General features: G+C 74.6%; 16 protein-coding genes and 1 pseudogene. 14 read left to right on the forward strand and 3 right to left on the reverse strand.

From position 1 onward, the window contains the following. The first annotated feature begins 337 nt into the window (after positions 1-337). Positions 338-1792 carry a tyrosine-protein kinase domain-containing protein gene (locus RMN56_RS24870; RefSeq protein WP_313719968.1) on the forward strand — a complete coding sequence of 485 codons (1455 nt, stop codon included), beginning with the start codon at positions 338-340 and terminating at the stop codon, positions 1790-1792. Here RMN56_RS24870 and RMN56_RS24875 read toward each other — a convergent pair. Beyond that, positions 1773-2369 carry an arsenate reductase/protein-tyrosine-phosphatase family protein gene (locus RMN56_RS24875; protein ID WP_313719969.1) on the reverse strand — a complete coding sequence of 199 codons (597 nt, stop codon included), beginning with the start codon at positions 2367-2369 and terminating at the stop codon, positions 1773-1775. The two genes, RMN56_RS24870 and RMN56_RS24875, sit on opposite strands and share 20 nt — an antisense overlap. A 144-nt stretch (positions 2370-2513) precedes the next feature. Between RMN56_RS24875 and RMN56_RS24880 the strand changes: the two genes are divergently transcribed. The 7 genes and pseudogenes from RMN56_RS24880 to RMN56_RS24910 all read left to right on the forward strand — a co-directional run. Further along, positions 2514-3737 (forward strand): glycosyltransferase family 4 protein, encoded by a 1224-nt coding sequence (locus RMN56_RS24880; RefSeq protein WP_313719970.1) that lies wholly within the window; start codon positions 2514-2516, stop codon positions 3735-3737. A gap of 124 nt (positions 3738-3861) precedes the next feature. Further along, a complete protein-coding gene (locus RMN56_RS24885; protein WP_313719971.1) occupies positions 3862-5646 on the forward strand; it encodes a DUF4012 domain-containing protein in 1785 nt (594 codons plus the stop codon). A 13-nt stretch (positions 5647-5659) separates the two neighbouring features. Continuing rightward, positions 5660-6271, forward strand: coding sequence for a hypothetical protein (locus RMN56_RS24890; RefSeq protein ID WP_313719973.1), 612 nt, complete (start codon positions 5660-5662; stop codon positions 6269-6271). A 108-nt stretch (positions 6272-6379) separates the two neighbouring features. Continuing rightward, the gene (locus RMN56_RS24895; protein ID WP_313719974.1) at positions 6380-6799 is read left to right on the forward strand and encodes a protein-tyrosine phosphatase family protein; all 420 of its coding nucleotides are present in this window, start codon (positions 6380-6382) and stop codon (positions 6797-6799) included. Positions 6800-6822: 23 nt separating this feature from the next. Next, positions 6823-8088 (forward strand): D-alanyl-D-alanine carboxypeptidase family protein, encoded by a 1266-nt coding sequence (locus RMN56_RS24900; RefSeq protein WP_313719975.1) that lies wholly within the window; start codon positions 6823-6825, stop codon positions 8086-8088. A 168-nt stretch (positions 8089-8256) separates the two neighbouring features. After that, complete coding sequence (locus RMN56_RS24905) at positions 8257-10602, forward strand: lysylphosphatidylglycerol synthase domain-containing protein (RefSeq protein ID WP_313719976.1); 2346 nt, start codon at positions 8257-8259, stop codon at positions 10600-10602. 28 nt (positions 10603-10630) lie between these two features. Beyond that, positions 10631-10770 (forward strand): annotated as a pseudogene (locus RMN56_RS24910) (UDP-N-acetylglucosamine--LPS N-acetylglucosamine transferase); the annotation flags it as partial. 437 nt (positions 10771-11207) lie between these two features. Here the strand turns inward: RMN56_RS24910 and RMN56_RS24915 are convergent. Both RMN56_RS24915 and RMN56_RS24920 read right to left on the reverse strand, forming a co-directional pair. After that, complete coding sequence (locus tag RMN56_RS24915; protein ID WP_313719978.1) at positions 11208-12269, reverse strand: sensor histidine kinase; 1062 nt, start codon at positions 12267-12269, stop codon at positions 11208-11210. Then, positions 12250-12903: a response regulator transcription factor gene (locus RMN56_RS24920; protein WP_313719979.1), complete on the reverse strand. Its 654-nt coding sequence runs from the start codon at positions 12901-12903 to the stop codon at positions 12250-12252. The genes RMN56_RS24915 and RMN56_RS24920 overlap by 20 nt, the downstream gene beginning before the upstream one ends. A gap of 261 nt (positions 12904-13164) precedes the next feature. Here RMN56_RS24920 and RMN56_RS24925 point away from each other — a divergent pair, with 261 nt between their 5' ends. The 6 genes from RMN56_RS24925 (at position 13165) to RMN56_RS24950 (ending at position 26381) form a co-directional block, all read left to right on the forward strand. Next, the gene (locus RMN56_RS24925; RefSeq protein WP_313719980.1) at positions 13165-18297 is read left to right on the forward strand and encodes an IPT/TIG domain-containing protein; all 5133 of its coding nucleotides are present in this window, start codon (positions 13165-13167) and stop codon (positions 18295-18297) included. Positions 18298-18369: 72 nt separating this feature from the next. Next, positions 18370-19629 carry a multicopper oxidase domain-containing protein gene (locus RMN56_RS24930; protein WP_313719981.1) on the forward strand — a complete coding sequence of 420 codons (1260 nt, stop codon included), beginning with the start codon at positions 18370-18372 and terminating at the stop codon, positions 19627-19629. Between the two features lie 13 nt (positions 19630-19642). Beyond that, on the forward strand, positions 19643-20944 hold the full coding sequence (locus tag RMN56_RS24935) for a multicopper oxidase domain-containing protein (protein WP_313719982.1): 1302 nt from the start codon (positions 19643-19645) through the stop codon (positions 20942-20944). Between the two features lie 20 nt (positions 20945-20964). Further along, positions 20965-23934, forward strand: coding sequence for a multicopper oxidase domain-containing protein (locus RMN56_RS24940; RefSeq protein ID WP_313719984.1), 2970 nt, complete (start codon positions 20965-20967; stop codon positions 23932-23934). A 54-nt stretch (positions 23935-23988) separates the two neighbouring features. Then, positions 23989-24456, forward strand: a complete 468-nt coding sequence (locus RMN56_RS24945; RefSeq protein ID WP_212835459.1) for a hypothetical protein — start codon at positions 23989-23991, stop codon at positions 24454-24456. Between the two features lie 5 nt (positions 24457-24461). Further along, positions 24462-26381 carry a copper resistance CopC family protein gene (locus RMN56_RS24950; protein WP_313719988.1) on the forward strand — a complete coding sequence of 640 codons (1920 nt, stop codon included), beginning with the start codon at positions 24462-24464 and terminating at the stop codon, positions 26379-26381. The last annotated feature ends 37 nt before the right edge of the window (positions 26382-26418 follow it).

Here is a 26418-nt window from a genome sequence, read left to right on the forward strand (position 1 = left end):
GGAAGAAGGGTCGGCGGAGTCGTCGCCGACCAGACTTCCCGGCACACCGGTTCCGACCCTATCCGGCCGGCCGGCCGACCGGCCGCACCACGTGGCCGGGTCCGGCGTTAACAGGAGGAGGGCCGCCACACCGGCGGCCTGACGATCCATGGGTTGCCCGGATATGTGCTCCGAAATGGAAGGATCCGAACCGTCTGTGCGGTTCTGATCGTTTACATTCGCTGAGTCGCTTACCGTCGTGTATAGGCGTTTTTGATCCTGGCACGCGTACTGGGGTTTCTAGGGGGGCTTTCGTGCAGTTTCATCGGCAGACCGGCGTGTGGCGAGGGGGAGCGTGATGGACGTTCTCGGTTATCTGCGTCTGGTCCGACGCCACTGGTGGATCGTGCTGGTCACGGTGATGGTCGCCCTGGGCACCGCCGCTCTGGTGACGGTCCGGACGGCACCGCGTTACGAGGCCACGGTGACCTTCTTCGTCACCACGCCGAGCCAGGGCGTCACCGACGCCTACCAGGGCGGCCTCTTCCTCCAGCAGCGGGTGAAGTCCTACGGTGACCTGCTCACCAGTGACCGGCTGGCGCAGAGCGTCGTCGCCGAGGCCCCGCTCGGGCTCACCGCCGACCAGGTGCAGCGCCGGATCACCACCTCCACGGAGGCCGGCACCGTGCTGCTGAAGGCCACCGTCACCGACACCGACCAGACCCGGGCCCTGAAGACCACCGAGACGCTCTCGGCCAAGTTCATCGAGCTGGTGCAGAAGGTGGAGACCCCGCCGGACGGCAAGGCGCCGCCGATCAAGCTCGAGGTGGTCAGCGGTCCCCGGGTGACCTCGAACCCGGTCTCGCCGCAGCCGGTGCGGAACCTGGTCCTCGGCGGCCTGCTGGGCCTGCTGCTCGGGGCGGGGCTGGCCGTGCTGCGGGGGCTGGCCGACGTCCGGATGCGGGACGCGGCCGCGCTCCAGCGGGTCACCGGCAGCCCGCTGCTCGGCGAGATACCGTTCGAGTCCGGGGCCAAGTCGGCTCCGCTGATCGTCGGCGAGGCGGCCAACTCGCGGCGCGCCGAAGCGGTCCGGAAGCTGCGGACCAACCTGCGCTTCGTCGACGTGCACGAGCCCGCCCGGGTCATCGCGGTCACCAGCGCGCTGCAGGGCGAGGGCAAGACCACGATGGCCTGCAACACCGCCATCGCCCTGGCCGAGGCCGGTTGGCGGGTGCTGCTCATCGACGCCGACCTGCGCCGTCCTAAGGTCGCCGACTACCTCGGCGTGGACGGCGGGGTGGGCCTCACCGACGTGCTGGTCGGAGACGTGCAGGTCGGCGACGTGGTGCAGCGGTGGGGCGACAAGTCGCTGCTCGTGCTGCCCAGCGGCGCGACCCCGCCCAATCCCAGCGAGCTGCTCGGCTCCAAGGCGATGGCGGACCTGCTGGTGGCGCTGCGCGAGTCGGCGGACATCGTGGTCATCGACACCGCGCCGCTGCTCGCGGTCACCGACGGCGTGGTGGTGGCCGTGCAGGCCGACGGCGCGCTGCTGGTCACCCAGCAGGGGCGGACCTCGCGCAGCCAGGTCGCCGCCGCGGCCCACGCCCTGCACTCGGTCTCGGTGCGCCTGCTCGGCTGCGTGCTGAACATGGCCAAGGTGGCCAAGGCGGACGCCTACCAGTACGAGGCGTACAAGGTGGCCGTGCCGGCCGCCGGGCCGTCCGTACCCGCCGACCGGGCCGGCGTGGCCCGGCGCGGGGAGCAGGTCCCCGCGGGCGATCACACCCAGGAACTCACCCGGCTGTCCCGATGAGCGCGAGCACCGGTCGAATCGACCGCTCGATCTCCTCGGCGCAGCGCCGGAAGTCGGCGGGGGAGCCGCCGATCGGGTCGCGCAGGTCGTCCGCGTCGAGGGTGGCGGGTTGCAACCGCCCCCGGGCGCGGGCGGCCGCCGCCACGGCGGTCCGCAACGGCGAGTCCTCGCCCGGGGCGGCCGGCGCGATCGGCTCGGCCGGCTCGGTCACCTCGGTCGCCTCGACCGAGGCGGCCGCGGCCAGCCGGGCGAACTGGCGGAGCGTGAAGGTCCGGTGCAGCGCGGCCGGGGCCAGCGCGGTGCAGACCGAGCGTTGCCGCCGGGTCGCCGTCAGCACCAGGGCGGCCCGGGTCAGGTGCTCCGGTCGGAGCCGGCGGGTGCGGAACGCCGCCGGGTCGGCGCCGGTCCGGGCGGCGACCTCGACCGCGTACGGGTGCATGGCCGCCCCGTCGAGCGCGTCGGTGCCCGCGCTGGTCACCACGACCGGCAGGTCCCGCAGCAGCCGGCGGGCGATGAACTCCGCCATCGGTGACCGGCACATGTTGGCGTGGCAGACGAAGAGCACCCCGTCGACCATCTGCACCCCTCTCGTCGGCACGGTCGCGGGACGCGGCGCCGCGACGGCGGTGTTCCGGCGATCGCGGCCGGTCGCAGAGGGGATGCCGGCATCCTACGGGGTGCCGGGGCCTGCGCGTCGGGAAGCCGCGCCGGGAGCGCGGCCATGAAGATCGGCATCCTGTCGTACCACTTCCCGCCCGAGCCCGCGTTCATCCCGGGGAGCCTGGCCGAGGAGTTGGCCGCCCGCGGCCACGAGGTACGCGTGCTCACCGGCTTCCCGGACTATCCCGGCGGCCACGTGTATCCGGGCTGGCGGCAGCGCTGGCGGCACCAGACGCACAGCGACCGGCTGACCGTTCGCCGGGTGCCCCGGTACGGGGCCGGCGAGGGCTCGGCGCGGATGGCGAGCTGGCTCTCCTTCGCCGGGAGCGTGGCGCTGACCGGCCGGCGCTACCTCGGCGACGTCGACGCCCTGTACGTCTTCCAGCTCCCGGCGGTCACCTTCGCCGCGGCCGGCCTGCTGCGGATGCTCGGCCGGGTGCCGACCGTGCTGCACGTGCAGGACGTCTGGCCGGAGGAGGAGCCGTCCCGGGCGGGGGAGACCCGCCGGTGGTCGGGCCGGCTTGACGCCACCCTGCGCCGGATCTACCAGGAGGCGGGGGCCGTCGCAGTCACCGCACCCTCCATGCGGGACGTGGTCGTCGCCGGGGGCGCCGACCCGGACCGGGTGCGGGTGGTGCTGAACTGGACCGACGAGCGGATCTTCCGCCCGACCGAGCCCAGCCGGGCGGCCCGGAACCTGATCCGCCGGGACGACCGTTCCGTGGTGATGCACGCCGGCACGATCGGCGTACGGCAGGGGCTGGAGACCGCGGTGCGCGCGGCGGCCGCGCTGGGCGACCGGATGGACCTGGTCCTGGTCGGCTCGGGGGCCGAGGAGCGGCGGGTGCGGGGGCTCGCCGCCCAGCTGCGGGCCGACAACGTGCGGTTCGTCGACCGGCGGTCCCCACTGGACATGCCGGAGCTGTACGCGGCGGCCGACTACCAGCTGGTCATGCTGCGGGACCTGCCGGAGCTGCGGGGCATGGTGCCCGGCAAGCTCCAGGCCGCGCTGTCCTGCGGCGCGCCCGTGGTGGCGTCGGCGGGTGGCGACACGGTGGCGCTGGTGGAACGGGCGCGGGCCGGGCTGTCCTGCCCGCCGGAGGACTGGGCGGCGCTGGCGGACCGGTTCTGGCTCGCCTCGGCGATCCCACCGCCGGCCCGGGCGGACATGGGTCGCCGGGGGCGGGAGGCCTACCTGCGGGAGATGTCCCTGCGGGCCGGCGTCGACCGGATCGAGGGGCTGCTGCGCGAGGTCTCGTCGCGAGCCGGGGGCGTTCGCCGCTGATCGGAGCGGTTCTCACAAAAAGCACACAACGGCTAAGTGCACGATAACGCCCTGAACCGGTGGAAATTCGTGCTAGAAAGCGATCAATCGTCAACGGTGTCCGGTTTCTAGCAGGGAGAGTGGAGTGACGGAAAGCGGTGGGCTGCCCCGCCGGCGGCGGCGCTCCCGGCGCCGCAGCCGGGCCCGCGTACGCCGGGTCCTGCTCGTCGGACTGGTCGTGGTCTCGGTGCTGCTCGCCGCCGGCGGGTGGGTCGGGTTCCGCGGCTGGCAGGCCCGGGCGCACCTGCTCAACGCTGCCGGCCTGGCCCAGGAGCTGAGCACCCAGGTGGTCGGCGGCGACGTGGCCCGGGCCCAGCGCACGCTGGCCGCGCTCCAGGAGCAGGCCGCCTCGGCCCGGACCGCCACCGGCGACCCGGCCTGGTGGCTCGGCCAGCAGGCTCCCTACGCGGGCGACGATCTGGCCGCGGTGCGTCAGATCGCGGTCGCCGTGGACGACCTGGCCCGGCTCGCCTTCCCCACCCTGCTCCGGGTCGACCTCGCGTCGCTGGTGCCGAAGGAGGGAAAGCTCGACCTGGGCCGGCTGCGTGCCGTCTCGGCCGAGGTCTCCGCCGCCGACCGGGCGGTGCGGCAGACCGAGGAGCGGTTGCGGGCGGTGTCCACCGACGACCTGGTCGGGCAGGTGCGGGACGCGGTCTCCGGGTTGCGGGCCGAGCTGGAGCGGCTGGGCGAACTCACCTCCGCCGCGGACCAGGGCGCCAAGCTGCTGCCGTCGCTGCTCGGCGCCGATGGTCCCCGCAGCTACCTGCTCGTCTCGCAGAATCCGGCCGAGCTGCGCGCCACCGGGGGCATGTTCGGCGCGTACGCCGTGCTGCAGGCCGAGGGTGGCCGGATCCGGATGTCCGGCCAGAAGAGCGCGAGCAGCCTCGCGTCGTTCACGCCGCCGCTGCCGGTGAGCCGGGAGCTGCGCAATCTCTGGAAGGACCTCCCCGGGACGTACCCGGCGGACGTCAACCTCAGCCCGGACTTCCCGACGGCGGCGGCCCTGTACCGGGAGATGGTCCGCCGGCGCACCGGCACCGAGGTGGACGGCGTGCTCGCGGTGGATCCGCTGGTGCTGTCGTATCTCCTCGGCGTGCTCGGACCGGTTACCGTGCCGGACCAGCCGAGCCTGGCCGGCAGCACCGTGGTCCGGACCCTGCTCAGCGACGCCTACCGGACGCTGGACACCAAGGCGCAGGACGCCTTCTTCGCGCGGGCGGCGTCCGCGGTGTTCGACGCCCTCTTCACGAAAGCCGTCAACCCTCGGTCCCTTTTGACCGTTTTCAACCGTTCTATTGCCGAACGTCGGATATTGTTCTGGAGTGCCCATCCCGCGGAGCAGCGCGTCCTCGGCGACAGCCGGTTGGCCGGGAAGCTTCGCGAGAAGGACATCGTGCCGACCGTCGGCGTGTTCCTCAACGACGGCAGCGGCGCGAAGCTCGGCTACTACCTGAGGTTCTCGGCAACCGTGACGGTCGGCGACTGCCAGCCGGAAGGGCGCCGCGAGTTGCGGCTACGGGTCACGGTCCACTCGACCGTCCCGCGGTCGGGCCTGTCCGAGTCGGTCACCGGCCTCGCCCTCTCCGGCGATCCGTACACCGCCCGAACCCTGGTGTCGGTGTACACCCCGACCGGAGGGGCGGTGCTCGCCGGCCGGCTGGACGGCAAGGACACCGCGATGGGCAGCGGGACCGCCGGTAGCCGCCAGGTGACCGTGGCGACCGTGGAGGTCAAGCCGGGCAAGACCCGGACCCTCGACGTCACCCTGCTCACCGGAAAGACGAGCGCCGGCACTGCCGAGCTGGTGCTCACACCCACCGTCACCCCATGGACCACCCAAGTTGTTTCCGCACCAAGCTGTGATCAGTAGGAGGGAATCCATCATGCGGCTATCCCGCATCATCATGGCGTTCACGGTCGGCCTGGCCGTGGCGGCCGTGCCGACCGCGGCCGGCGCGGCACAGCCGCAGCCACCCGTGTACCCGCCGACAGTGTCGCTGACCATCGAGCCGCCGGCCATCCGTCTCGGCGACGGAAGCTTCACGCTCCATGGCGAGGGCTTCGTGGCCGGCGCGGTCAGGATCGACGTGGAGATCAGCGGCAACCCCAACGCTGCACCCGCCCAGGGGACGGTTCGCCGCAGCGACGGCAGCGCCGTCGCGATGAGCGCGGTGGCCTACCAGCAGCCGCAGCCGGCGCCGACCACGTTCAGCGCGACGGCGGCCGGTGACGGCACGTTCACCATCACCTACAAGCCCAGCCGGACCGGGCGGCACCACTTCACCGCCACGCAGGGGAATCAGGCGGACGATGCCACGGGCATCGTCCTGCCGGCTCGACCGGGGCGGCCGGGCGGCGGCAACCTGCCGGTGACCGGTGACAGCCTCGGCACCCCGCTGAAGCTCGGCGGTGGCCTGGCCGGTGCGGGTGCGGTGCTGGTGCTGCTCTCGCTGGCCTGGCGTCGGCGCGGTCGCTTCGGGATCGGCTCCCGCTGATCCTGCCGCACCCCGGGCGACGCCCGGACCGTTCCCGAAGGTGCCCGCCGGACCACGTCCGGCGGGCACCTTCGCGTCTGCCGATCCCCGGTGCCGCACAATGACCGGATGGACCCGACGCAGCCGTGGACGGACCGTACCGGCCTGCTGGTGCTGCCCGGAGGCGCCACCGTACGCGGGCGGCGGATCGCCGCCCCCGCCGCGCCCGCCGACTTCGCCCTGCTGCTGGCGCCCGGTCCGGAGCCGGCCTGGCCGGCCCGCCGGATCCGCTGGCCCGACTTCTGGCTGCCGCGCGACCGCGCCGACGCGCTCGACACGCTGCGGGAGGCGTGGCGCCGCGCGTACGCGGGCGAGCGGGTCGAGGTCGCCTGCCACGGCGGCGTCGGACGAACCGGCACGGCCCTCGCCGCCCTGGCCGTCCTCGACGGGCTCGGCCCCGAGCAGGCGGTGACCTGGGTCCGGGCGGGCTACCACCGGCGCGCGGTGGAGACCCCGTGGCAGCGCCGATGGCTGCGCGGCGTCAGCTGAGCCGCTCGATAGGGTGCCTCTTCATGAGAGTCCGGGCCCTGGCCGCCACCACCGTCCTCGCCCTGCTCGTCACCGGGGCGCCGGCCCCGGCGCAGGCGGCGCCGCCGGCGACCGCCGCCCCCGCGGCGGCGGTGCCCTGCCCGCGGCTCCCGGCGCCGAAGGTGACCCGCCCGCCGCGCCCCACTCCGCCGCCGCCCGTGCCCGGGGACCAGACCGTCGGCGGCGAGGCGCTGGCCTCGGCGGGCCTGGTGACGGCGCCCGGCAGCCCGGCGCCCCCAGCGGTCACGGCCACCACCTGGCTGGTCGCCGACCTGGACACCGGCGCCGTCCTCGGCGCCTGCGGCCCGCACGAGCACGGCATCCCGGCGAGCACCCAGAAGCTGCTGCTCGCGGCCACCCTGCTCAACCGGCTCGACCCGAAGCAGACGGCCATCGCGACCAGGGCCGACCTGGACATCGAGCGGGGCAGCTCCGCCGTCGGCCTGCTCGTCGGCGGGCGCTACTCGGTGGAGACGCTCTGGCTGGGGCTGCTGCTCCAGTCCGGCAACGACGCGGCGAACATGCTGGCCCGGCTCGGCGCCGGCAGCGCCCGTGCCGGTGTCGCCGAGATGAACGCCGAGGCGCGCCGGCTGGGCGCCCGCCAGACCCACGCCGTGACCCCGTCCGGGTTGGACGGTCCCGGGCAGTTCACCAGCGCGTACGACCTGGCCCTGATCGCCCGGGCCTGCTTCGCCGACGCGGCGTTCCGCCGCTACGCGCTCACCGAGCGGACCCAGATCCCCGCCCAGCGGGCGCTGAAGGCGGGCGGCTTCCAGATCCAGAACGAGAACCAGCTGATCTACCGCTACCCGGGTGCCCTCGGCGGCAAGACCGGCTTCACCGAGCTGGCCCGGCACAGCTTCGTCGGCGCGGCCCAGCGCGGCGGCCGGCGGCTCGTGGTCACTTTGCTGGGCGCCGAGTCCCGCCCGGTACGCGGCTGGCAGCAGGGCGCCCAACTGCTCGACTGGGGCTTCTCGCTGCCCCGGGACGCCTCGGTCGGCCGGCTGGTCGACCCGGGCGAGCTGGACGCCGAGCGGGCCGCCCCGAGCGGTTCACCGGCGGCGGCCCGCCCGACCCCGCCGCCGGAGTGGCGCGGGCCGGCCGGGACCGCGCTGCGCCGGATGGCCGACGGTGACTGGCAGGTCATCGTGCCCGCCGCCGGCCTGCTCGCGCTCGTCGTCGGCGGGCTGGCGGCGGTGCTGGCCGCCCGCCGGGGCCGGTCCCGCGGGGCCGGCCGCCGCCGCGCCTGACCCGCGGCCGGGTCCGCCCGACGGGGCGGATCGCGGCGTTGCCGTCCGCCCCGGCCGGGGGCGACCATATGGTCGTCCCATGTGCGACACCGGGGCAGCCGTCAGGACGATTGACCCGGCCGCGCGCCCGGCCGCCGGTCGCCCGCCCGCCATTCGCTGACGCCGGCGATGCCCCGGACCCACCGTCCGTCACCGGCGCTGGTCCTCGGCCTGGTCCTGTCCGGGGGACTCTTCGCGCTGGTCAGCGCCTGGGCGCGGCACCGGCCCCCCGGCCGCTGGGAGCGGGACCTGTTCACGCTGGTCAACCAGATCCCCGGCCCGGTCGGCCCGGTGCTGGTGCCGATCATGCAGCTCGGCGCGTACCCGGCGATCCTGGTCGCGGCGGCGGTCGCGGCGGCGGCCCGGCAGTGGCGGCTCGCCCGCGACCTTCTGCTCGCCGGAAACCTGGCCTACTGGGGGGCCGTACTGGCCAAGCTCGTGGTGGGCCGGGTCCGGCCGGCCGCCTTCCTGGCCGACATCCGGCTGCACGAGACCGTCACCGGGCGCTACGGCTACCCGTCCGGGCACCTGGCGGTGGCGACGGCACTCGTGGCGGTCCTCGCCCCGGTGCTGCCCCGGCGGGTCCGCCCGCTCGCCTGGCTCGCGGTGGCCGCCGTCGGGACGGCCCGGGTCTACGTGGGTGCCCACCTGCCGGTCGACGTGCTGGGCGGGTTCCTGGTCGGCTGGTTCATGGCGAGCCTCACCCGGATGATCGTCGGTGACGTGGGGCCGGGCGGCACGGTGGGGCGGCTGCGGCAGGTGCTCCTCGGTCGCGGCATCGAGGCGGTCGAGCTGACCCCGGTCCGGGGCGACGCCCGGGGCTCCCGACCGTTGCGGGTCACCACCGCGGACGGCCGGCGCCTCTTCGTCAAGGTCACCGGGGGCAGCCAGCGGGACGCCGACTGGCTCTACAAGCTCTACCGCCGGCTGCGCTACCGCGGCATCGTCGACGAACCGCCGTACGTGACCGCGAAGCAGAAGAGCGAGCACGAGGCGTACCTCCTGCTGCGCGCGGAGCGGGCCGGGGTACGTACGCCGCGCCTGGTCGCCACCGCCACCGACCCGGCCGGGGACGCGCTGCTGGTGCAGGAGTTCGTTCCGGGCCGGCCGCTCGACGCGCTGGAGCCGGCCGAACTCGGCCCGGACCTGCTCGACGACGTCTGCCGGCAGGTGGCCCGCCTGCACCGGGCCGGCCTGGCCCACCGGGACCTGCGGGCGGCCAACGTGCTGGTCGCGGACTCCACCGCCTGGCTGGTCGACCTCGGCTCCGGCACCGACGAGGCATCCGCCGACCAGCAGGCCCGCGACCTGGTGGAACTCCTGGTCACGCTGGCGGCGCTGGCCGGCGTGCGCCCGGCGGTGGCGGCCGCCGTCGGGCAGCTCGGCGCCGGTGCGGTCGCGGACAGCCTGCCGTGGCTCCAGCCGGCGCTGCTGTCCCGCGCCGGCCGGGCGCTCGCCGACCGCCGGCCCGGGCTGCTCGACGACCTGCACGACGAGATCGCCCGCCGCTGCCCCGGGCGCCCCGACCACCTCGCCCGGGTCGTCCGGATCACCCGCCGGGACGTGTTCCTGCTCGTCATGCTCGGCCTGCTGGTGCACTTCCTGCTGCCGCAGATCGGCCAGGTCCGCGCCGCCCTGCACGCGGTGGTCCACGCCGCCCCCCTGGCGGTGATCGGGGTTCTGCTCGCCTCGGCCGCCACCTACCTGCTGAGCGCGATGGCGCTGCGGCTCGCCACCGCCGGGCGGGTGCCGCTCGGCCGGACGATCGCGGTCCAGGTGGCCGCCTCGTTCGTCAACCGGCTCGCGCCGGGCGCGCTCGGCGGCGCCGCGCTGAGCATCCGCTACCTGCGCCAGCAGGGCCTGCCCGTACCGGCGGCGGCGACCGCGGTCGCCGTGGACCGGGTCGCCGGCGTGCTCGGCGTCCTGCTCCTGCTGCCGGTCCTGCTGCCGTTCGCCCGGGGCACCCGTCGGCACCTGATGAACGCCGCCACCGGGCGGGGCCTGACGGTGCTGCTGATCGTGCTCGGCGTGCTGCTGGTCGTCGCCGTGGCCTTCGCCGTACCACGGTGGCGGGCCTGGCTGCGGACGGCCCGGCGGCAGGCCGCGGACGCCCTGCGCGCGCTGGTCCGCGGTGGCCGGATCCTGCCGCTGCTGAGCGTCAGCGTGGCGCTCACCATCGCCTACGGGGCCGCGCTGTACCTGGCGCTGCTCGCCGTCGGCCTGCCGACCGACCCGGTGCTGATCGCGCCGGTGGTGCTGGTGTGCGTGGTGGGGGAGGGGGTGTCGTCGGCCGCGCCGACCCCGGGCGGGTTGGGCGCCACCGAGGCGGCCCTGGTTTCCGGCCTGCTGCTCTACGGCGTCGCGGTGGACACCGCCGTCGCCGGGGTGCTGGTCTACCGGCTCGCCACGTTCTGGCTGCCGGTGCTGCCCGGGTACGCGGCGTTGCGCCTGCTCGTCCGCCGCGGCGCGGTGTGATCGCGGCGTGGACGGCGTGGCCGTGGGTATGCGCCGCGACATGGAGGGGCCCGGACGGATCGTGGTGGTCTCCGCGGACATCGGCGCCGGGCACGACGCGGCCGCCGCCGAGCTGGTCCGGCGGCTGCGCGGCCGGGCCTCGTGGTGGACCGGCTGAACGGCCTGACCTGCCGGGAGGGGCTGGCGTGTGCGGTGCCGGTGGTGACGTACCGGCCGATCCCGGGCACAGGCGGGCGAACGCCACGATCCTGGCGAGGACCGGCCTCACCCGGTGGGTGCCCGGGCCGGACCAGCTCGGACCGGTGCTGGCCGCGCTGTTAAGCGAGGCGGACGGTGGAGCCTCGGACCGCGACGGCGACCCGGGCGCCGCCCCGAACCGGCGGCGGCCGGCCGCACGCCGGGCCCCGATCTCGCAGGCCCGACCGCCGACCCGGCGGGCGTGGTCGCCGAGGCGGCCGGCCGGGCCGGCAGCGCGGGCGTCGAGGAGCGCGGTCGCCGGACCCTCGGCGACTCGCTCGGTGACGCGGTGGCGGCACCGGGACCTGTCCCGCTGACCTCCACGGTGCCGGCCGGCGCCTGCCCGTCCCGACCGGGACGGCCGATGGTCAGGCGACCGGCTGTCCGGCGGACTCCGGGAGGACCGGTTCGCCGCGGGCCGGGCCCGGTTCGGGCACCCGCAGCCCGACCCGGGCGCCTCCGTCCGGCCCGGCGCCGATGGTGAGCCGGCCGCCGAGCGCACCGACCACCGCCCGCACGCTGGCCAGGCCGAGCCCGGTGCCGGTGGCGGTCGGGCACCCCGGCCGCCCGACGAGCAGGTCGGCGATCGCCTCCGGCCGGATGCCCGTCCCCGAGTCGACCACCTCCACCGTCCACCCGGTGGCGTCCCGGTGGCCCAGCAGCGCGATCCGGTCCCCGGGGCCGGTGAACTTCACCGCGTTCTCGATCAGGCAGTCCAGCGCGGTCTCCAGCCGCTCCGGGCTGACCCGGGTCAGCCCGATCGCGGACCGGCAGGACCAGTCCCGGTCCGCCGCGGGCTCCCAGCGTCGCGCGATCCGGGTCAGCTCGGCGTCCAGGTCGACCGGACGGACCGGGTGCTGCTCCTCCAGCTGCATCAGGGTGACCAGCCGGTGCGCGATCCGGGTCGCCTTGTCCAGCTCGTCCAGGACCACCGCGGTGTCCTCCACGATGGTCGGGTCGTCATGGGTGCTGCGCAGCAGCTCGGTGTAGCCGCGGGCGATGGTCAGCGGCGTCCGCAACTCGTGCGAGGCGAGCCGCACCAGCAGTTCCTGCCGGTGCGCCCGGTCCCGCTCGGCGGCACCGATGCGGCGCATCTCCTGCAGCAGCACGTGCCGACGGTGCACGTGCCAGGCCATCACGATGAAGATCAACGCCATCAGCGGCTCCTCCGCGGTCTCCTCCCAGCGGATCTCGCCGGCCGCCGCGTGGTGGGCCAGGATCACGCCCGTGGTGGTGGTCACCGCGAGCAGCGCGGCCACCATCCAGGACAACCGCCAGGTGGTGAAGCCGTAGACCAGGGCCAGGCTGATCCAGACCAGGTGGAACGGCACCGTCTCCTGCCCGGGCAGGAACCACATCAACGCCACGTTGACCGTGGCGAAGAGAATCCAGACCAGGGCCAGCAGCCGCTCACTCGACGGTGTACGCATAGCCCACGCCGCGTACGGTCTCGATCCGGTCGGGCTGGCCCAGCCGGCCGCGCAGCCGGCGGACGGACACGTCGACCACGTTGCTGCCCGGGTCGAAGTGCAGGCCCCACACGTCGGCCAGCAGCTCCTCCCGGCTGCACGGCCGGCCCGCCCGGCTCATCAGGTGCTGCAACAGCAGGAACTCCCGCAGCGGCAGGTCCACGTGCACCCCGCGCACGGTGGTCCGTCGCCGGTGCAGGTCCAGTTGCACCGGACCGACCCGCAGCCACCGCGCGGCGTCGCCGCCCGGCGCCCCGCGCATCCGGGCGCGTACCCGGGCCACCAGTTCGGCGACCGCGAACGGCTTGCCCAGGAAGTCCGCCGCGCCCGCCTCCAGCACCGCGACCCGGGTGCTGATCTCGGGCACCGCGGACAGCACCAGCACCCGCTGGTCGGGCCGCTGCTCCAGCAGCCGGTCCAGCACCTGGCGACCGTCCAGGCCGGGCAGCATGAGATCCAGCACGACCAGGTCGAAGTCCCGGCGCAGCGCGGCGTCCAGGCCGGCCGACCCGGACGCGGCGCGTTCGGTCAGCAGGCCACCGCCCTCGAGCGCGCGGGTGACCAGCCGGCCGATCCGTTCATCGTCCTCGATCACCAGTACTCGTCCCACCGTGCCCCCACAGACCTCGGCGACTTTCTGGTGCCTTTATGAAGCCCGTTCCTCCTGATTCACGCCACAGCCGAACGGGGTGCATTGCTGTCGCCGTTCCGACACGGCGGGTGGCCGCCCGGATGACGGTCGGATGACGGCGTCGTCATAAACGGTCGTCAGCGGCCCGGCGCCACCCATGCTCGGCACACCAGCCCGGCTGCGTACCGCACGCGGCCGTTCTCCGCTGACCGAGGGGGTGAGGGCATGCCGCGTCGTTCCGTCTGGCCGCGCTGGTTCGTGTCCGCCAGTTGCCTGCTGCTCGTCGGGTTCGTGGTGCCACCGGGCCCGGCCGCCGCCGACCCGACCACGGGCGCCGTCACCCTGGCGGTGGTCAGCGCCCGCACCGTCGGTCCGGCGCCGCAGATACAGCAGGGCGACCCGGTGACCGACTACCGCTGGATGATCACCGCGGACGACACCGGCGACCCGCACGACGGGCTCGAACACTGCCTGCCCGCCCGGGCCGGGGTGGCCAGCGCGCCCGACTTCGCCGACCACTGCCGCTGGCCGTCCATCCGCAACACCCCGGGCGCGGTCCCGGTGGTCGCCCAGGGCGACCAGGACACCCTCTCCCCGGGTACGGCCCTGGACGGCCTGCCCGCCGGCCGCTACCTGATCTCGGTGACCGCCGACGGCTACAAGATCGACGGCGAGCACTTCACGGTCACCGCGGACCGGACCAGCGCGGTGACCGTCGGCATGCAGCCGTACCCGCTGCCGCTCGGCACGGTCCGGCTCCGGATCTTCGAGGACAGCGTGCCGGTCGACGGCACCTACGAGGTGGGCGCCGAACGCGGGCTCGCCGGCTTCACCGCCCACCTGGCCGACGTGATGGGCGAGGTGACCGTCGACTACTACGGCAACCCGCTCTGCACCGAGTACCGGCACACCGCGCCGGACGCCACCCACCCGGCCGGTCAGGTCGTCTTCGCCGACGGCCGGCCGGTCGTCGCCCGGGAGTCCACCGGCTGCCGCAGCGACGCGGCGGGCGACATCGTCATCCCCAATCTCGGCCCCGACCGGTACGCGGCCTCGGTGGTCGCACCCAGCGGACAGACCTGGGTGCAGACCACCACCCTGGAAGGCGGCCACGACTGGGACGTCTGGGTGCAGGAGGCCGACACCGGCTACGACACCGAGCAGAGCCTGGGCGGCGAGCCGGTGCCGTACGTCGACTTTGGTTTCGTCGCCCCGAAGCCGATCACCGGCACCGCCGCCGGCGCGGTCACCGGCACGGTCGTGCAGGCGTACACCTACGTGGGCGGCCAGGGCGGCGTGACGCTGCCGGCCGACGGCGTGGCCGGCGCGAAGATCGCCGGCCCGGTCGCCCGGCCCTGGGTGGCCCTCTCCGACCTGGGCGACGGCGACCGGATGATCTACCTGGACCGGGGCGCCGCCGACGGCTCGTTCCGGATCCCGCACGTCCCCGACGGCGACTACCAGCTGACCCTCTGGGACGGCCCGCAGGAGATGCTGCTCGACTCGTTCAACGTCACGGTCAGCGGCGGGAAGACCGTCGACATCGGCGCGAAGCCGCTGGTCGGCTGGTTCACCGAGATCACCGGCACGGTCTTCGTCGACACCAACGGCAACGGCCGGCAGGACCCGGGGGAGAGCGGCGTGCCGCGTTTCCCGGTGGTGCTCAAGGAACGTGACAACTCCCTGATGGACCAGGGCACCAACAGCGTGGTCACCGACAGCGCCGGCCACTACGCCATCAAGGAGGCGTACCCGCTGACCAAGTGGCTGGTGCTGGAGGCGTTCAACACCCGCTACAAGACGACCGGCATCACCTACCAGGCGCCGAACGAGCCCGAGCCCACCACCCTGCTCGGCGCGGCCGTCGACGTGGACGTGCTGCCCATCATCGGGCTCTCCGGCCGGGTGGACTGGGGGGTGCAGTCCTATCAGGGCGCGGAGAACGGCGGCATCGCGGGCACCGTCACCTACGACACCACCCGCAACGAGCTGGACCCCGCGAACGCGGCTACCGAGCCGTACCAGCCGGGCATCCCCGGCATCAAGGTCCACCTGTACGCGGTGGTCCGGGACGCCGGCGGCGATCCGGTACGCGAGGCGGACGGCTCGCTGAAGAAGGGCCCAGAACTCAACGACGCGTACACCTCGGAGACCTGGCAGCCGGGGCGGGGCTGCACCGCCCGGATGTTCGACGGGCGCCCGCTCACCGATCAGCTCGCCCTGCCGGACTTCGGCACGGAGGCGGACCAGACGTGCGTCGAGGCCCCGATGATGGGCTTCCAGGCCGCGCCGACCGACAACGACCCGACCAACTTCGGGCAGACCGTCAACGGCAACTACGCGTTCGCCGACTCCAAGCGCAACCTGATCCCGCCAGGTGACCCGGCGAACCCCGGCGCGGACCACGACCTGCCGCTGTACGCCCCGCTGCCGGACGATCAGCCCCAGCCGTTGGTGCCGGACGACTACCTGGTCAGCGTGGAGAGCCCGACCAACCCGGTCGGCGGCGGCCCGATCTACCAGCCCACCCGCGAGGAGGACGTCAACGTCTTCGACGGCGACGGCTTCCTGCCCCAGGAGAACTTCCCGCCCGCGCCCGACCAGGCCGCGGACCAGCCGGCGCCGCCCGATCCGCAGCCCGAGCCGGGTGAGCCGCCGTCGCAGGGCAACGGCATCACCTCGGCCTGCGCCGGGGCCCTGCACACGGTGCAGGTCACCGACCCCGGCTTCCTCGACGGCGGCGGCAGCCCGTTCGAGGGCCAGCGGCGTCCGCTCTGCGACACCAAGGTGGTCGAGGTCCGCGGCGGGCAGGCCAGCGCCCCCAACTTCAACCTGTTCACCCCGGTGCCGCTGCCCACCCACTTCTGGGGCCTGGTGATCAACGACCTCGGGCTGACCCACGACAAGCGCAGCGCCAACTACGGCGAGGCCGAGGGCATCCCGAACCTCCCCGTCGGCCTGTACGACTGGGCCGGCCGCCTGGTGGACACCGTGGACACCGACTTCAACGGCATGTACGAGGCGATCGAGCCGTCCACCAGCACCTACAACTGCCCGCTGCCGGCCGGTCCGTGCCCGAACATGTACCGCTTCGTCGGCAACGACCCCGGCCAGCCGGGCCACCTCAACGGCAACTACAACCCCCGCTACCGGACCATCGCCACCAACTTCCAGGCCTGGCCCGGCCTCTACACGGTCACCGACACCGCGCCCACCACGGTCGCGGCCGTCGGCATCTCGCCCGGCTCCGGCCAGCTCGGCGCGGTGCAGTGCGACCCGGCCGGGGACGTCCCCCAGCTCTTCGCGGTCTCCCGGCCGTTCCTGCGCAGCACCGACACCGACCGCCGGGTCACCATCACCGGCACCGGGTTCGGCACCCGCGGCCCGGGCAGCAGGGTCGTCCTCGACTCCGCCGGCACCGACCCAACGGTGACCATCGCCTCCTGGTCCGACCGGAAGATCGAGGTCACCCTGACCGGCGGCTCGGTCGGGCCGGCCGAGCTGCGGGTGACCACCGCCACCGGCCGGACGACCACCAACGGACTCACCTTCCAGCTCCTCGGCGCCACCACCGGCACCGGCGTCGGCGGCGCGGCCAACCCGCGGCTGTTCCAGGTCAAGCCGCCCGGGTGGGCGGTGCGTACCGGGGAGACCACCTACGGCACGGTGCAGTCGGCGCTGGAGGCGGCGGCTACCGCGGGCGGCATTGCCGTGGTCGCGGTGTGGCCGAACACCCCCGGGCCGGACAACCCCGCCGGCGCCTACTACGAGAACGTCGTCGTGCACTCCTCGGTCCGCCTCCAGGGCGTCGGCCCGGGCGGCCGGTACGCCGACAACACCGCGGTCGCCGGATCGGTCCTCGACGGCCGGGCGTTCGGCATCGACAACCCGACCGGTACGGCCTGGCTGAACCTGGTCGGTTCCCTGCCGCATCTCGGCCCGGCGTCGGTGCCCGACGGCGCGGTGGTGACCGTGCTGGCCCGGTCGGGCCAGTTCGGCGCCGGCAACCCCGTCATGATCGACGGCTTCCGGATCACCGGCGGCAACCAGTCGGACTTCGCCGGCAACGTCAACGACGTCACCGGTGGGGTGACGACGCCGTACGGGGCGCCCGGCGCGGTGGTCACCCAGGGCGGCGGCGTCTACCTGCACGGCGGCGCCGACTACACCCGCATCACCGACAACGTCATCGTCGCCAACAGCGGCTCCTACGGCGGCGCGATCCGGGTCGGCACCCCGTACCTGAACACCAGCAACGACCACGTGAGCATCTCCCGCAACCAGATCCGCGACAACGGCGGCACCAACCTGGCCGGCGGGATCGGCATCTTCGCCGGCAGCAACGCGTACTCGGTGGACCACAACGCCATCTGCGGCAACTTCTCCGCCGAGTACGGCGGCGGGATCAGCCACTACGGCCTGTCCTACAACGGCCGGATCGCCGCCAACCGGATCTGGCTCAACCAGTCGTACGACGAGGCCGGCGGCGTCATGGTGGCCGGGGAACTGCCGTCGGATCCGACGAAGCTGTCGCCCGGCTCCGGGGCCGTCGAGATCGACGCCAACGTGGTGGAGGCGAACCTCGCCAACGACGACGGCGGCGGCATCCGGGTGCTCCAGGCCGGCAACGTGCCGATCTCGCTGACGAACAACATGGTGGTGGACAACATCTCCACCCACGAGGGCGCGGGCGTCGCGCTCGACGACGCGCCGGACGTCCGGATGGTCGACAACACGGTGGCCGGCAACATCACCACCGCGACCGCCGCCACCAGCGATGGCCGGGCCGCTCCCGCGGGCCTCTCCACCACCGCCAACAGCGACCAGCTCCAGGCCACCCTCCCGGACGGCTCGCCCACCTTCAGCAAGCCGAAGCTGTTCGACAACATCTTCTGGGACAACCGGGCCGGGGAGTGGAACGGCGTCCGGGTCACCGGCATCGGCGCCGCCGATGCACCCGCAGGGGAACCGGTGCGGCACTGGGACATGGGCTCCGCCGACGGGGTGGGCCCGCTGACCCCGACCAACTCGGTGCTCCAGGACACCACCGGCACCACGCTCAGCAGCACCAACCGGGTGGGTCTCGACCCGGCGTTCCGCAGCCCGTTCCCGGTGTCGGTGCAGATCCTGACCTCGCGGACCTTCCCGTCGTTCCGCCAGGCGGTGATCGTCCTCCAGCAGGTCCCGCTCACGCAGATGGGTGACTGGCACCTGGCCGGGGCCGGCTCGTCGGCCAGTGGCCTCGGGGTGGTCTCCCGCACCTACGGCACGTTCACCGTCACCGCCCCGAAGGTCGACATCGACGGCCAGTCGCGCAGCACCACGCGGCCGGACGTCGGCGCCGACGAACTGCCCTGACCGTCGGCGGGCGGCCGGCCCACGCCGGACGCCCGCGGATTCCGCCCGTCCCCACCGATGGAGGAGGAGATCGTGACCGATCCCGTACGGCAGCCGAGCATCAGCCGGCGTGCCCTGCTGGCCGGCGTCACCGGTCTGGGCACCTGGGCGGTCCTGCCGGAGCGCGGCTCCGACGCCCAGCTCCGCCGACCGGCCGCGGTGCTGCCCCGCGCGGTCCCGAACCCGACCGCGAGCCTGCACCTGGCCGCCACCGACGGCTGGGTCTCCATGCCGCAGGGCGCCCCGCCGATCAGCCCGTTCTGGCCCGATCCGCTCGCCCCGGCCGGCGCCGACCTCTACGTCTTCGGCTTCCGCGATGTCACCGGCCTGTCCGCCACCGAGGTCACCGCCCAGCGCGGCAAAGCGCAGATCAGCGCCCCGCTGCTCGGATTCGACCAGGAGACCGACATCAGGATCACGCTGACCAACCTCGGCCTGTCGGTCCGCCCCGACCTCACCGACGGGCACACCGTGCACTGGCACGGCTTCCGCAACGCCATCCCGCTCTTCGACGGCGTGCCGGAGCTGTCCATCTCGGTGCCGATCGGCCGCGACTTCACCTACTTCTACCGCCCGCACGACGCCGGCACCTACATGTACCACTGCCATTTCGAGGACGTCGAGCACGTGCAGATGGGCATGACCGGGATCGTCTACGTCCGCCCGGCGCAGAACGCCGGCACCGCCGACGTACCGCCCGGGAAGTACGTCTACAACGACGGCGACGGCACCACCCGGTACGACCGGGAGTTCGCCCTGATGCTCACCGAGGTGTGGGCCGAGGCGCACTACCGGGACGCGCACATCCAGACCACCGACTGGACCGACTACAAGCCGTCGTTTTTCGCCTTCAACGGCCGCTGCCACCCGGACACCCTGGCCCCGAACGGCGACCCGATGAGCGCCGCCGCCGGCCGGCTGCGCTACCAGCCGATCTCCTCGCTGATCACCGCGAACGCCGGGGAACGGGTGCTGCTGCGGCTGGCCAACCTCGGCTACCAGAACCACACCGTCACGGCGGACGGCGTTGACCTCCTGGTGGTCGGCAAGGACGCGGCGCTCCTGCGCGGCCGCGACGGCAGCGCCGAGTACCAGGTGACCAACACCGTCCAGATCGGGCCGGGGGAGAGCCGGGACGTCATCTTCACCGCGCCCGACCCCGGCACGTACCTGCTCTACGACCGCGACCTGATGTCGCTGGCCAACGCCGGCGGCGGACGGGGCGGGCAGCTGACCGAGATCCGGGTCTCGCCGCCGGGCACGCTCCCGGCACAGACCCGGGCGAACGCCTGAGATGGGGGTTCCGATGCTTCGTCTCGACCGCGGCCGGTGGAAGCGGCTGAGCGCGGTGCCGCTCGTCGCGGCCATCGTCGCCGTGCTCGTCGTCCCCGGACCGAGCCAGTCGACCGCCAGCCCGCCCGCCGGCCTGGAGTGCCTCACCGCCGGCGACAACGCCTTCGAGCTGACGGCCACCGGCGGGTACGCGGCCATGCCCGACGGCAACACCATCTACATGTGGAGCTACGCCGCCGGCGGCGGCGCCTTCCAGCTCCCCGGCCCGACGCTCTGCGTCACCTCCGGGGTGAAGGTCACCGTGGTGCTGCACAACAGCCTGCCTGAGCCCACCTCGATCACCTTCCCCGGCCAGGTCCAGGTGCTCGCCGACGGCCAGCCGGCGCAGCCGGAGACCGACGCCGCCGGCACCCTCACCTCGCTGACCACCACGGCCGCCGCCAACACCGGCTCGGTCACCTACACCTTCACGGCCGGCCCGCCGGGCACCTACCTCTACCAGTCCGGCACCGACGCCCAGAAGCAGGTGCAGATGGGCCTCTACGGGGCACTCGTGGTCCGACCGGCCGGCCACCCCGAGCGGGAGAACGACCGGGCCGACTCGGCGTTCGACCGCGACCGCGAGTACCTCTACCTGCTCGGCGAGATCGACCCGGACCTGCACCTCGCCGTCGAGCGGAAGCGGGCCTACGACTTCACCCGCTACAAGGCCCGCTACTTCACCATCAACGGGCGCAGCATGCCGGACACCATCGCGCCCAACCACGCGGACTGGCTACCCGCCCAGCCGTACGGGGCGCTGATCCACATCCGCCCGTACGACCCGGTGGGCAACCCGAAGCCGGCGCTGATCCGCTACCTGAACGCCGGCTCGGTGAGCTACCCGTTCCACCCGCACGGCAGCGACGAGCAACTCATCGCCCGGGACGGCCGGCCCGCGCAGGGCCCCGGCGGGCAGGACCTGTCGTACTCCAACTTCCTCATCGACGTGGCGCCCGGGCAGACCGTCGACACACTGATGATCTGGAAGGACGCCGAGCACTGGGACCCGCAGGGCAACCCGATCCCGGTGCCGCTGCCCTCGTTGCAGGACCAGATCGTCGGCCCCGGCCCGGAAACCTGGTTCGCGGAGAACCCGTACCTCGGCGGCGAGCCGGGCGAGCTGCCGCCCGGCGTGGTGCAGAACAACCAGTGCGGCGAGTACTACCACGTCGCGCACAGCCACGCGCTGGAACAGGCCACCAACTACGGGGCGAGCTTCGGCGGAATGATGACGCTGATCCGCATCGACCCGCCCGCCGGATGCCCGGCGTGATCAGGCAGGGGAGGGCGACGATGACACTGACCCGTACGCCTCGGCTGGTCGCCGGGATCGCGGCCGCGCTGCTGGCCCTCGGCCCGGCCCCGGCGAACGCCGCGGCCCCGCACACGGCTCCCGCCGGGCGGGCGCCGGCCAGTCTCGCCGGGGAGCCGGCCCCGCCGCAGGGTCCCCTGCCGCAGACCGGCTGCCAGCTCACCGGCGGCACGGCCAGCTGCGAACTGTGGGCCAAGCCGGGCTCGGTGGTGCTGCCCGGCGCCGCCACGCCGGTGCCGATCTGGGGTTTCGCCTCGACCGACGCCGCCCCGGCCACCCTGCCCGGGCCGGTGCTCGTGGTCGACCAGGGCGACCGGGTGACGATCAGCGTGCACAACGGACTCGCCGACGACCTGGCACTGGCCCTGCCAGCGGTCACCGGGCTCGCCCCGGACCGCACCGGCGCCGCACCCGGCGGCACCCGCAGCTACACCTTCACCGCGTCCCGCCCCGGTACCTACCTCTATGAGGCCGGGCACACCGCGATCGGCCCTCGGCAGGTCGCCATGGGCCTGGTCGGCGCGCTGGTGGTCCGCGCTCCCGCCGTCGGCGGGCGGCCCAGCGCGTACGGGGACGCCGCCTCGGTCTACGACGACGAGGCCGTGCTGGTGCTCACCGAGGTCGACCCGGCCTTCAACGCGGCCCCACGCACCTACGACATGCGCGCCTACGCACCGACGTACCGGCTGATCAACGGCAAGGCGTTCCCGGAGACCGACGTGGTCGCCACCGACGTCGGCCGGCGGGTGCTGCTGCGCTACGTCGCCGCCGGGCTCCAGCCACACCCGATGACCCTGCTCGGGCTGGACCAGTCGGTGGTCGGCCAGGACGCCCGTCCGGCCGCGTACCCGGAGGCGGCGGTGACCGTGCCGCTGCAACCCGGGCAGGCGGTCGACGCGGTGGTCGCCGTGCCGGGCGGCCCGGACGGGCGGCGCTTCGCGCTGCTGGAGTCCGGCGGTCGGCTCAACAACGCCGGCCAGCGCTACGGCGCCACGGTCACCGGGGTCAGCCCCCAGCAGGCGTTCGGCGGCATGCTCACCTTCCTGGACACCAACCCGCCGCCGGTCAGCGGCGACCACGCCGGCCCGACCGCGGCCAACGTCCGGGCCGCCCCGAACCCGGCCAGCGTGCGCGACGCCGTGACCGTCACCGCCGACTTCACCGACGCCCGCAACGGCAACTCGGTGGTGGACCGGGCCGAGGCGGTCGTCGACGACCTGCGGGTCGCCGAGGGCACCGGCATCCCGTTCACCGCCGCAGGCTTCGGCGCCGGTCCCACCGTCACCGGGGCCACCGCCGCGCTTCCCGCCGACCTGCTCACCACCCTGGCCCAGGGCCGGCACACCATCTGGGTACGCGGCCACGACGCGGCCGGCAACTGGGGCGTGGTGGGCAGCACGACGCTGAACCTCGCGGTCACCGGGGCGGTCACCACCGGGGTCACCCTCAGCCCCAGCCCGACCGCCGGCACCGGCGACATCGCGGTCTCCGCCACCGGCGACGACCGCGGCCTCGGCGGCACGGTCACCGGGGCCGAGTACTTCCTGGACACCACCGGGGCCAACGGCACCGGCACCCCGCTCACGCTGGGCAGCCCGGGCGCGGCGGTCAGCGCCGAGTCCGGCGGGGTGCCCGCCGTGGTGGCTGCGGCACTCGCCGAGGGCCGGCACACCGTGTGGGTGCACACCCGGGACTCGTTCGGGCTCTGGGGCCCGTACGCCACCGCCGACCTGGTGGTGGACCGCACAGTGCCGACGCTGCTGTCCGCGGCGGTCGACCCGGCCGCCACCGACGGCCGCACCGGATCGGCGTCCGACCCGACCGACCTGCGGATCAACGCCGCCTTCACCGACCCGGCCGGCGGCGGAACACACTCCGTCATCGCCGGTGCGGAGGGCTTCCTCGACGCCGGCGGCGCGGACGGCAGCGGCTTCACCTTCGTCGCCCTCGACGGGTCGTTCAACGGCGGCACCGAGAACACGTACGGGCTGCTGCCGCTCAGTGAGCTGACCGGGCTCGCCGACGGCGCCCACCAGGTGCTGGTGCACGCCCGGGACTCGGCCGGCAACTGGGGACCGCTCGCCGCGGTCGGCTTCGTGCTGGACCGCACCGGGCCGGTGATCACCGCGGTCACCGCCGCACCGAACCCGACCGCCCGGGCGGCGACGCTCACCCTGAGCGCCACCGCCACCGACGCGGCCTCCGCCGTCGCCGCCGCCGAGTGGTACGAGGGCGCCGACCCCGGCGCCGGCCACGGCCACCCGATGACGGTCAGCGGCACCGGCGTCTCCGCCACGGTCGCCCTCAACGGGTTCAGCCGGGGCGCTCACACCCTGCGGGTGCGGGCCCGGGACGCGCTGGGCAACTGGGGCACGGCCGGCAGCGTGACAGTCACCGTGGACCCGCCGAACGTGATCTTCGCCGACGCCTTCACCGGCGGCACGAGCGCCTGGTCGCAGGTGAGCGGCACGGTGTCGGTCAGCGGTGGGCAACTGGTCGCCGGCACCGTCGGGTACGTCGTGGACAACACTCCGGCCGCCGAGCGGACCGTCCACGCCAAGGCCGACGTCATCCTCGGCACCGTCAACCCGCAGACCGCCGTGGTCACCGTCTACCAGCTCCGCAACGCCTCCGGCGGGGCCCTGGCGATGGCGCAGTACCGGCGCAGCAACGGCGTCAACCAGTTCCGGCTGGGGCTGCTGCGGCCGGCGGGCTGGGCGTACACCGGCTGGGCCGCCGCGAGCGGCGGCACCGTACGGCTCGACTGGGCGTCGGCCACCGCGGGCTCGGCCACGCTCAAGGTCGGCGCCGTCACGGTCGGCACGCTGACCGGCGACACCAGCGGCTACACGGTGGAGTCGGCGGCGCTGGGCCTGGTCGCCCGTACCGCCACCACCAGCGGGTCGCTGCGCTTCGACAACTACGCCGCCACCCGCTACACCGCACCCTGACGACCGGGGGCCGGGCACCCGCCCGGCCCCCATCCTCCCCGAGGAGTCCTGACCATGGTCGCGATCCCGTTCCGCATCCCGCGCCCCCGCCTCGGCCGGCTGGTCCTCGCGCTGCTCGTGCTGGCGCTCGTCGCGGTGTCGATCGTCCGCTTCGGCGGGTACGCCGACGCCCGCCAGGGCTACGCCGTCCCGCACGACGGGCAGCTGGAGGCCACCCTCGGCATCCGCTTCACCCAGGCCGCCGTCGTCGGCGACGGCGGCCTGGTGGAGCTGCGCTACGTGGTGCTGGACACCCAGAAGGCGTCGGCCTTCCAGAACGACACCAAACATCCGCCGCGGCTGCGCAACGAGCGCTCCGGCAAGCTGGCCTGGCGGGCGGCGCTGATGAAGCAGGGCCACGAGCTGCGCCCCGGGCAGAGCTACTACCTGCTCTACCTGAACAACGGCAGCGCGATCAAGCGCGGCGACAAGATCGAGATCACGTCGGGGCAGCGCCGGCTGGCCCACGTACCGGTGCGGTGAACGTCGTGCGCCGCCGGCTCGGCCGCCTCCTGGCCGCCCTCGCCCTGGCGGGCCTGACCGTGCTGGCCGGGCCCGCGCCGGCTCGGGCGCACGCATACCTGGCGAGCAGCGCGCCCGCCGACGGCGCCGTGCTCGACCGGGCGCCCGAGACGCTGACCCTGGCCTTCACCGAGCACGTCGAGCTGTCCGCCGCCCGGGTCGCCCTGGTCGACGGGGACGGCCGGCACTGGGCCGTGACCGGGCTGGCGCTGCGCGGCGCGGACGGGGAGCCCGCCGCCGAGGACGCCGACACCGAGGAGCCGGTCAGCCTGGTCGCCGGCCTGCCCGCCCTCCCGCCGAACACCTACCACGTCTCCTGGCGCACCCTGTCCAGCGACGACCTGCACACCACGACCGGGACCCTGGTCTTCGGTGTCGGCCGGCAGGTCACCGCCGCCGGCGCCGCCGGCCCGGTCGGCCCCGGCCCCCGGGAAACCGCCGCCCGCGCTGCCGGCCTGCTCGGCCTCACCGTCCTGCTCGGCGGCGCCGCCCTCGCCCTGCTCGCCGGCCGCCGCCGGTCGCCGGGACCGACCATGGACCGCGCGCTCCGGCGCCGGTTGCTCGTGGTCTCCGGGTACGGGGGAGCGGTCGCGTTGCTCGCCGCGCCGCTGCAACTGGCCATCCAGCTCGCCGGTGCGGCCGGCGGGTGGCGGCTGCTGGCCGACCAGCTCACCGGCGGTCGCTGGCTGCTCCGCGAGGCCGGCACCGCGACCCTGCTCGTGGTCGTGCTCGGCGCCGCGCACCGGCTCCGCACGGCGCCCGACGCGCGGATCGCTCCCGCGGGCGTCGCCGTCGGTCTGGCCGGGGCGCTCGGCGCGGCGGCCGGCACCGCGCTGCTCGGCCACCCGGCGGGAGGTCCGGTCCGCACCGCGCTGGTCGGCGGCGGGCACGTCCTGGCAGCCGGGGGCTGGGCCGGCGCCGTGCTGGCCGCCGTGGCCGCCCTGCTTCCCGTGGCCCGGCGCACGGCGGAGCGCGCCGCCCAGCTCCGTGCCCTGCTGCGGGCCTTCGCCGCCCTCGCGGTCGGCTGCGTCACCCTGCTCGTGCTGACCGGGCTCCTGCTTGCCGGCCCTCAGGTGGCCACGGTGGACGCGCTGCTCGGCTCCCCGTACGGGTTGCTGCTGCTGGCCAAGGTCGGGGTGGCCGGGCTGGCCGGGCTGCTGGGGCTGCGGACCGCCCGCCGGCTGCGCCGGGCCGACCTGCCCCGCCGGGGCCTGCTCGCCGAGGCCGGGGCGCTCGCGGTCGTCCTCGGCCTGGCCGGGGCGCTGGCCGCCGCCGGGCCGGCCCGGGGCCCCGCCTTCCCGGTGGCCGACGCCACCACCCGGACGGAACCGCAGGTGAGCGGCCAGGTGGCTGATCTCGTCGACACCGTGGCCGTCCGCCCCAACCGCCCCGGACGCAACATCGTCAGCATCGGGGTCGGGGACACCCGGCGTCCGGCGCCCGCCCCGGTGACCGGGGTGTCGCTCCTGCTCACCGGCCCGAACGGGGAGCGGGCCGTGCACCCGGTGACCCGGACCGCCGACGGCTGGGTGGTGGCGGTGGACGACATCCGTACCCCGGGCGCCTGGCGGGTGGGGGTGACCGTGCTGCGCGACGGCCTGCCCCCGGTCACCGACACCCACCCCTGGTTGGTGCCGGCCGGGGAGAGCGCCGCCGCCCCGGTACGCGTCTCGGCGGCCCCGCTGCGACCGGCGCTGGACCGGTCGGCGCTGGCCCTCGGCGGGGCGGCGCTGGCCGGGCTGCTGCTCGTCGCGGCCCGGCGGTGGCGACGCCGGCGGCCGGGAGGGCCGGACCGCGAGCAGCCGCTGCCGGCCGACTCCCGGGCACCGGCGGGAGCGCCCGGCGAAGCGGTCGGGGCCGGTACGGGGGTGGTCAGGTCCGGCTGACGATCGCGCGGGGTCGGGCAGTTTACTCCGCGCAGTC

Origin of the sequence: Micromonospora halotolerans (assembly GCF_032108445.1) — a bacterium.
In the GTDB taxonomy this organism is placed as follows: Bacteria; Actinomycetota; Actinomycetes; order Mycobacteriales; family Micromonosporaceae; genus Micromonospora; species Micromonospora halotolerans.

Coding starts and splice junctions, on each gene's coding strand:
- RMN56_RS24900 (WP_313719975.1), top strand. CDS start 6,823: ATGAGAGTCCGGGCCCTGGCCGCCACCACCGTCCTCGCCCTGCTCGTC.
- RMN56_RS24915 (WP_313719978.1), bottom strand. CDS start 12,269: ATGCGTACACCGTCGAGTGAGCGGCTGCTGGCCCTGGTCTGGATTCTC.
- RMN56_RS24905 (WP_313719976.1), top strand. CDS start 8,257: ATGCCCCGGACCCACCGTCCGTCACCGGCGCTGGTCCTCGGCCTGGTC.
- RMN56_RS24880 (WP_313719970.1), top strand. CDS start 2,514: ATGAAGATCGGCATCCTGTCGTACCACTTCCCGCCCGAGCCCGCGTTC.
- RMN56_RS24895 (WP_313719974.1), top strand. CDS start 6,380: ATGGACCCGACGCAGCCGTGGACGGACCGTACCGGCCTGCTGGTGCTG.
- RMN56_RS24925 (WP_313719980.1), top strand. CDS start 13,165: ATGCCGCGTCGTTCCGTCTGGCCGCGCTGGTTCGTGTCCGCCAGTTGC.
- RMN56_RS24945 (WP_212835459.1), top strand. CDS start 23,989: ATGGTCGCGATCCCGTTCCGCATCCCGCGCCCCCGCCTCGGCCGGCTG.
- RMN56_RS24940 (WP_313719984.1), top strand. CDS start 20,965: ATGACACTGACCCGTACGCCTCGGCTGGTCGCCGGGATCGCGGCCGCG.
- RMN56_RS24875 (WP_313719969.1), bottom strand. CDS start 2,369: ATGGTCGACGGGGTGCTCTTCGTCTGCCACGCCAACATGTGCCGGTCA.
- RMN56_RS24935 (WP_313719982.1), top strand. CDS start 19,643: ATGCTTCGTCTCGACCGCGGCCGGTGGAAGCGGCTGAGCGCGGTGCCG.
- RMN56_RS24870 (WP_313719968.1), top strand. CDS start 338: ATGGACGTTCTCGGTTATCTGCGTCTGGTCCGACGCCACTGGTGGATC.
- RMN56_RS24890 (WP_313719973.1), top strand. CDS start 5,660: ATGCGGCTATCCCGCATCATCATGGCGTTCACGGTCGGCCTGGCCGTG.